At 50.2% G+C, this 7,503-nt stretch carries 8 protein-coding genes; 4 read left to right on the forward strand and 4 right to left on the reverse strand.

Features of this window, described 5'->3' with window-relative positions:
• The 4 genes from BWI97_RS28130 to BWI97_RS24960 all read right to left on the reverse strand — a co-directional run.
• Positions 1–1,454 (reverse strand): outer membrane beta-barrel protein (locus BWI97_RS28130; protein ID WP_369826668.1); only part of this gene is annotated, 1,454 nt, incomplete at its 3' end.
• A gap of 23 nt (positions 1,455–1,477) precedes the next feature.
• Complete coding sequence (locus BWI97_RS28625; RefSeq protein ID WP_233208023.1) at positions 1,478–2,686, reverse strand: TonB-dependent receptor plug domain-containing protein; 1,209 nt, start codon at positions 2,684–2,686, stop codon at positions 1,478–1,480.
• A gap of 343 nt (positions 2,687–3,029) precedes the next feature.
• A complete protein-coding gene (locus tag BWI97_RS24955) occupies positions 3,030–3,341 on the reverse strand; it encodes a hypothetical protein (protein WP_146011025.1) in 312 nt (103 codons plus the stop codon).
• Between the two features lie 217 nt (positions 3,342–3,558).
• On the reverse strand, positions 3,559–4,785 hold the full coding sequence (locus BWI97_RS24960) for an amine oxidase (protein ID WP_369826667.1): 1,227 nt from the start codon (positions 4,783–4,785) through the stop codon (positions 3,559–3,561).
• Between the two features lie 131 nt (positions 4,786–4,916).
• On the opposite strand from BWI97_RS24960, the gene BWI97_RS24965 reads away from it, so the two are divergent.
• The 4 genes from BWI97_RS24965 to BWI97_RS24980 all read left to right on the forward strand — a co-directional run.
• Positions 4,917–5,285 (forward strand): nuclear transport factor 2 family protein, encoded by a 369-nt coding sequence (locus tag BWI97_RS24965; RefSeq protein WP_094812611.1) that lies wholly within the window; start codon positions 4,917–4,919, stop codon positions 5,283–5,285.
• 119 nt (positions 5,286–5,404) lie between these two features.
• On the forward strand, positions 5,405–6,550 hold the full coding sequence (locus tag BWI97_RS24970) for a ThuA domain-containing protein (protein ID WP_102203256.1): 1,146 nt from the start codon (positions 5,405–5,407) through the stop codon (positions 6,548–6,550).
• Positions 6,441–6,854, forward strand: a complete 414-nt coding sequence (locus BWI97_RS24975) for a ThuA domain-containing protein (protein WP_158242842.1) — start codon at positions 6,441–6,443, stop codon at positions 6,852–6,854. The genes BWI97_RS24970 and BWI97_RS24975 overlap by 110 nt, the downstream gene beginning before the upstream one ends.
• 206 nt (positions 6,855–7,060) lie before the next feature.
• Positions 7,061–7,503: Dps family protein (locus BWI97_RS24980; RefSeq protein WP_102203258.1), on the forward strand; the 443-nt coding region annotated here is incomplete at its 3' end.

Consider the following 7,503-nt stretch of genomic DNA (forward strand, 5'->3'; position numbering starts at 1 on the left):
CCAATTTTCGTAATGTCCGACGGCCGAAGAGCCAAGCCTGTTTTCGCGTCAAAAACTACCTGTCCTTCCGGATTCCGTACCAGACCAAACCCCCAGATGTCGCCCGTACTACCGCCCTTGGTAGCAATGATCGAAGCATTACCGCTGGAGGCAATGATCTGCTGTTCGCTTTCCATGTCGTTACTCAGAGCCAGAATGCGATTTTGGTTTTTCGACCACGTTCCCGTCAGGATCCAGTTAAAGTTTTTTGACTGAACGGGCTGTACACTCAGCATCACTTCAACCCCTCGGTTTTGTACTTTGCCACTATTAATAAAGGCCGAACTATAACCCGTCGTAATGTCCATCGGTACGGTTAGTACCTGATTGACCGTTGTATTCGAGTAAAAGTTCACATCGGCATTGACGCGTTTTTTGAACAGATACACGTTCAGTCCCGCTTCCCAGGAAGTAGAAATTTCGGGCTTCAGCGTGCCGTTGTACAGGATCGAGGGCGAATTTGCCGAGCCTGGGAAAGGCGACTTGTCGTAGTACTTGGCAATGCGGTAAGGCTCAGTATCGGTCCCCACCTGAGCCCAGGAAAGCCGGGCTTTGGCAAAGGAAATCACCGTAGGTAAGGGCATGAGTTCGCTCAGTACGTAGCTCGTACTGACCGAGGGATAAAAGTACGAGTTGTTGCCAGCAGGCAGCGTCGAGGACCAGTCGTTACGACCCGTAATATCCACGAAGATCTTGTTCTGCCAGTCCAGATTGATCAATCCGTATAAGCTATTGATCTTTCGTTGAATCAGCGTATTATCCGCAATGGGCTGCTCCAGGGCGTTCGAAAGTTTATAGACGCCGGGTAACAGCAGTCCGCGAGCGACGGCATTATTCTGTTTGACGTCACTGCTCATGCGGTTACCCCCTACGGAGGCGGTCAGGTCAATCGTTCGGGTCAGTTTGCTTTTGTAAGTAGCCAGAAAGTCGGTGTTTGATTCCAGAAATGCTACGTCCTGCTGTTTATAGTAACCCTGCGGGAAGTTGGAGGTATTCCAGGGACGGCGTTGTTCGCGACGATCCTGCCGACTGTTCAGACCCGAACGAATCATGAATTCCCACTTCGGAGACAGCGTATACGTCGCCTGAATGTTCCCGATGATGTTCGTACTGTTCAAACTGTTCGTCATCTCGTACGCAATCAGGTACGGGTTTTCGATGAAAGAACTAAAGGGGTGAATCTGCTGAATCTGATCCTGCCCTTTTTTCCAGCGGGGTTCGTACCAGGCCAGATCGACGTTCGGATTCTGGAAAATCATGAAGTACGAAATCGACTGGTTATTGTAACCCGTACCCGGCAGGTTATCGCTGGTTTTGCTGGTGTAGCTCAGTTTCGTATTCAGCTTAAGCCGTTTGGAAAGCGAAACGCTGGAGTTAAGCGAAGCGACCAGCCGGTCAAAACCCGTATTGGGCATGATCCACTCGTTGTTAGTATAGGTTAGCGATGCCCGGGCTGAGTAATTCTCCCCGCCCCCTTCCACGGCAACGTTGTTAGTGAAAGTATGACCCGTACGCCAGAAACCTTTGATGTTGTCTTTATACGGACGCCAGGGCCGACGTTCGGGTGACTGGCCTTCCACCACCGGATCGTACTGAAAATATTCCTGGCCATCAAATTTCGGGCCGAAGGCACTTGACGTGAGCCCGTATTCGATCCATCCGGCGACAGACCGTACGAGTAATACTTTGCACCGCTTCCCTGTCCGTACTCATATTGGTATTCCGGCCAGCGGAGTACATCATTGACACTGAAATTGGAATTGACGGTTACGCCTACCCCTTTGCCCTTCCGCTTGCCCGATTTCGTGGTGATGATCAAGGCACCATTCCCGGCCCGGCTCCCGTACAGGGCCGTAGCGGCGGCTCCTTTCAGTACGGTAACACTCTCGATGTCATCGGGATTGATGTCGCCCAAACCATTCCCGAAGTCAATGGGGATGTCTTTATCCGCTCCACTGGCACCTGCTCCGTACGCCTGATCGACGCCGGAACTTACCTTCCCATTGATCATCGGTACGCCATCAATGACAACCAGAGCTTCGTTTTTATTAGGATCCAGCGAACGGTCGCCCCGAAGGTTGATCCGGGCTGAATTTAAAGGTCCGGAACCCGATTGGAGAATGTTCAGACCCGCCACTTTTCCTTTCAAGGCGTCCGACCAGTTATTGGGCATGGCCTGCGTCAGCTGGTCTTCTTTAATCGTAGAAACACTGTACCCCAGGGCTTTTTCTTCGCGTTTAATACCCAGAGCCGTTACGACTACTTCATTTAAATCCTTCTGCCCATTTTCTAAGTAGACGGTCAGGTTCGCATCATTTTTCTCCGCTTTGAACTGGTGGGGTTGATAGCCGATAAAAGTAAAACCGATGGTACTGCCCGCCTCTACCTGCAACTGAAACTTACCCTGAGCATTCGTCAGGTCAACAGCCTTGTTATTCACCGAAATGGCAACGCCCGGCAGCGGCTCATTGCTGGTGCGATCAATGACGGAACCTTTCAGGGTAAGCGGAGTACTTTGGGCCTGGACCTGTGAGCCCCAGCCCAGCAACACGGCATACAGACCCGCCAACATTCCAAAACGCTTCAACAGCACCGGGAACAATGAGGTAGCGGGGCTTACGGAGCCGTAAGCTTTCTTTTCATTCATCTTTCTTCAGAGTAGTGATTTTGGAAAAACAGCCGCAAGTTTAGACCTTCAAGGTTATCTGGTCATTACGTCAATGTTACCAAATCAAGAAGCACCCGACCCCTGACGATCAGTACACTGAAAAGAAAATGTTAAGTAGATAGATGAAAATAACCGCTGTAGAATCACTTCCAATAAAGGGAATGACTCTACAGCGGTTAGCACTTTTATCTAGGAAACAGGGTACTAAATTACCCTAAATTTGACCCCTTACCCATCCGTATTTAAAAGAATATGCGGTGACGTTCATCCCTATAGGTAACTCAGCGACAATCCCTTGACTCATTTCTATCCTGACGCTTGGTTACGGAAGTTGAATCAGATAGTTTACCTCTTCGCCCCGGCTTAAAATCTGCTCATTAAAACGGGCTTCGCTGAGGTTCATCCAAGTATTACATTGGGTAGTGTTTTTTTTGCTGGTAAGCTGAAGCCGACCCAATGATTCTGTACCAAGGGTGACCGTATACAGACGGGTTTGCGGTTTTGGATTTTCAATTAAAGCATAGGAAGATTCAAAAACGACGCCGTACGGTTTCGACGCAATGACTTTGAAGTCTTCGGGGGCAACCGTCTGTTCCATCCCCGAAGCATCTTTATACGTCAAGCGTACTTGCATTGCCCGGATGCTATCTAAAGCAGCTGATCCTTGTTTGTTTACAAACGCAAATTGATACGTGGGAGGCGGCGACATACAGGCCCTCTGTTCACAAGAATAGAAAGCCGTCAAAGAAGCGAGACCTAACAGGGAAAGAACTTTCATGCGGATACGAAAAATAGGTGATGAGGCTTTGTTGGGCACGCATTAAACAACCTACGCAAGAAAGGTCTTTTGCTTAGAAAATCCTCGGTTGTTCTGCTTTTTTCCGGGCAAAGGCTACATCCAGCAATCGCTGACTTGCAGTAATGGCCTGAGCGTAGGGCTCGTACAGAACGCGGCGGGGCGATTGCCCCGGCAGGAGTTCAGCATCCCACAATCCCGACCGATGCCAGTGGTCCAGATGATCCCAGTCCGGACGATCAATGATGGGGTACAAACACAGTCCCCACAGGGGAATACCCTGCTCGATTGCCGCGGCACATTCTTCCGCCACAAAACGAATCCAGTGCGGTCGGTGCTCGCCCGGATGGCTCGTCTCACTCAGTACGATTGGCTTTCCGTACCGTTCAAAAGCTTCGTGGAACAAACTGCGTAAGGGCCGCCAGCGGGGATCGTTCCCTTCATTTCCCCAGGGAAGAAATGTATTACCACTGCCCTCGTTCACGACCCATTGATTGTTGTAATAATAGTTAAGTCCCTGAATGTCCAGATAGTCTGGCGAGCCGCCCAACTCCGGGCAGGTCCGTCCCGTCAATATATCCATGGCCTGAAACTGAGCGTGATGAGCCAGGGCTGCCTTCCGCTGCTGTTCGTAGGTAGCGTTTAGGGGCGGCACCATATTCACCAGCGGTTCCGTGGACATGATTTTGACCTGAGCGTCCATTTCACGAATGGCGGCCACGCCTTCAATGTAGGCCCGCATCAGGTGATACTTCACATCCCAGCCCTGTTTGACGCAGTAAGGAGAAGTGCCCCGGGCATCCCCGCCCAGCCAGGAAATGAAACTTACCTCATTGATCGGCGTGATGATCAGGGTGCCATCCGGATCAATGGTTCGGTAAAAGTCAACGAAAGCCCGGCACAACGCCGCAAACCGTCGGGCAAAGAGCGGATGCAGGGGCGTTAGATCGTCCGGATAACCAAAATGGCACAGATCCCACACCTGCTGAATACCCTGCTGGCGGCCTTTCTCAATCATCTGGCGAACCACCGTCCAGTCATACTGATAGGGTTGTTTTTCAACGGAACTCCAGCGAATCCCTTCGCGTACCGTACGAATTTGATAGGGCTGTAATTGTTTATAATCTTCATCCAACTGATCCAAATGGCCGGAAATCGTTAACAGATCAACCCGATTTCCGAAGCAATTGAGTTGATCTGAACATTCATAACCAGCCATCCAGAACGATTGAAAAGGATTTTCGAACCCAAGTGGCGTTGCGTGTAGGAGATTCATAGTCATTGAAAGGTGAACGAAAGCTACATTCTTTGAAAAAATAGTGCCTGTTTAGTAAAGGCTGGGTTGGGGACTTCCCGAAAAATCATTGTACAGGCCTCAAAATTATCGCTACTTTACTGCCTCAAATGCTCGCTATGGAAGAAATCATTCAGGCCTATCTTACGGCCTATAATGCCAAAGACGTACCGGCTATGCTGGCTTTGCTCGATGAGGCCATCTTTTTTGAGAACGTTTCGAACGCCTCAGGGATTACGGCTACACAGTCCAAGTCCGAATTTGAAACGCTGGCTCTTCAATCGCTTCACTTTTTCAGCGAACGCCGACAATCGGTACGCTTTCAGGTGCTGAGTAATACGGCAGCGGCGGTAGAAATCGACTACCACGCGACGCTGGCCCAGGATTTGCCCAATGGCCTGAAAGCGGGTGAAACCTTACAGCTGCGGGGTGTCAGCATTTTTGAAGTTAGCCAAGGCAAGATTACCCGAATTAGCGACTATAGTTAGACGTCTCAATAACCGCTGTATTTATAAGTTACTCACGCACAATTAACCGATAGTTAACGTACACGATAGCCCATTATTCCGTAGCTTTGATTCCATTACTGGTTGAACCCTCTTGATCTATGTATTGGTATTATTTGCTTTGTATGACCTGGGCTTTACTTGTGGGAAGTTTTTCTCCATCCCAGAGCCAGCCCTCCTCTCCCGTTCGTAACTCCCGTAAAATTGTACTGATTGCGGGGGAGAAAAGTCACCCGCCGGGTACGCACGAATACGTAAAAACCGTACGTCTGCTCAAAACCATGCTGGACCATTGTCAGGTACCGGGCCTTCGCACGGAGGTACACCTGCACGGCTGGCCCGAACAGGAACAGACGCTCGACGACGCCGACCTGATCTTTTTCGTATCAGACGGACGGGATGGCAATTTATTTTCGGATGTCCCTTTCATGACTCCCGAACGTATTCAGGTCATGGAGAAGCAGATGAAGCGGGGCTGTAGTCTGGCTTTATTACATTTCTCCAACTTTGCTTCGTATGCCTATGGTCAGAAACTGCTGGAGTGGACGGGCGGTTACTATGACTGGGAAGACGCGACGGGAAAGTACCGAACCTATTCCGCCCTCAAAATCCTGGAAGCGGACGTTCGCCTGCCTTCGCCCGAGCATCCCATCAGCCGGGGTGTGAAGCCCTTTCGTATCAACGATGAGTTTTATTACAACCTGCGTTTCCGGGAAAATGACGCACGTCTGACGCCCCTTATGGACGTTCCAGCCCTACAGGGACGGCCTCAGCAGGGGAATCTGGTTGCCTGGGCGTTGCAGCGGGTTGACGGGGGCCGCGGTTTCTGTGCCACCTTCAATCATTTTTACAGCAATTGGGAAAATCCGGATTACCGTAAACTGCTCCTGAATGGACTCGTTTGGGCCGCCGGAGCAGAAGTACCCGCGACTGGCGTGGATGCGAGCTTTTATACCGATACCCAGGTTACGGAGCTTACGTACCACCGATCGAAAAAAGCACTTCTCTTTCACGATAAAAAAACAAAATCCTCCTTACAGCAGACGCTCGAAAAAGATCCGGAACTTCTGGTAGATGTGTGTACGGACCTCAATGATCTCTCGACCTACGACCTCAGCGACTACGGATTTCTGGCCTTTGATCGCCCCGATCACCAATGGCATCCACCGTTCTTCCAAAGCGGCTCTGGAACAGTACGTTCAAAAGGGTGGTGGTTTACTGGCCTTAGCCTTTCGGGCCAAAACTGACACCACGGTTCGCTCGGGCTGGGCGGCGTATTCGCAATTGTTTCGTCGGGAAAAGATAACGGATTTTCGGGTGGATGAACGCGTAAAACAGGAGTCACATCCCCTTACTAAAGGACTTCCCTCCTTTCGGAGCAAGGCAGCTTTTCAGTTAAAAGGGACGGAACCGATTGAGGTGATCGTACGAAGCAAGTCCACGCCCCTGGCCTGGGTCTATACATTCGGGCAAGGGCGAGTTTTTCAAACGGTACTCGATCCAGAAACCAGCCCCAAAGAGTTGTGGCAAAGGGCCGCGAACTGGGTTTAAAGACAGTAACCTGGGCTGGGTTGGTTCAGGAGGCTTGGTTAGGACGTAGAATTTTGTGCTTTACCCTTTCCAAGATTCCCGAAAAATGATGACCTTTCCGGCCCATGCCTCTTTGGATTAAGACGGATTCTAATCTGTTTTGATCACTAAACAATTGCTGCTTTTTCGAGTCTTTATCAACAGTTCACCTTTTTAAATTACTCCTTATGAAAACTAGCATTGGCATCTCAGAAGAAAACCGGGCCGTAGTAGCCCATGAATTAGCTAAAATTCTGGCGGACGAATTCTTAGTCTATACCAAAACCCTTAATGCTCACTGGAACCTGGAAGGGATGGACTTCCACTCGGTTCACCTGTATTTCGAAGAATTGTACAAAGATTCAGCGGAGATCGTCGATTCACTGGCAGAACGTATTCGTCAACTCGGCCACTACGCTCCCGGTACGATGAAGGAATTCCTGCAACTGACGCACCTGACCGAAGCCGACGGTGGCGGAAACGACAGCCGCAGCTGGATTCACAAGCTGCTGGGCGATCACGAAAGCATCATCGAATTTCTGCGGGGTAATGTCGACGATTTTGCCGATGCCCATAAAGACGCCGGTACGAGCGATTTCATCACTGGGCTGATGGAAAAACACGAAAAAAT

This window comes from Siphonobacter sp. BAB-5405, assembly GCF_002872335.1.
GTDB lineage: Bacteria > Bacteroidota > Bacteroidia > Cytophagales > Spirosomataceae > Siphonobacter.

What these genes read in the sequence shown, in the direction of transcription:
- BWI97_RS28625 (WP_233208023.1), bottom strand. Translation starts at nt 2,686, where the DNA reads ATGAATGAAAAGAAAGCTTACGGCTCCGTAAGCCCCGCTACCTCATTG.
- BWI97_RS24955 (WP_146011025.1), bottom strand. Translation starts at nt 3,341, where the DNA reads ATGCAAGTACGCTTGACGTATAAAGATGCTTCGGGGATGGAACAGACG.
- BWI97_RS24960 (WP_369826667.1), bottom strand. Translation starts at nt 4,785, where the DNA reads ATGACTATGAATCTCCTACACGCAACGCCACTTGGGTTCGAAAATCCT.
- BWI97_RS24965 (WP_094812611.1), top strand. Translation starts at nt 4,917, where the DNA reads ATGGAAGAAATCATTCAGGCCTATCTTACGGCCTATAATGCCAAAGAC.
- BWI97_RS24970 (WP_102203256.1), top strand. Translation starts at nt 5,405, where the DNA reads ATGTATTGGTATTATTTGCTTTGTATGACCTGGGCTTTACTTGTGGGA.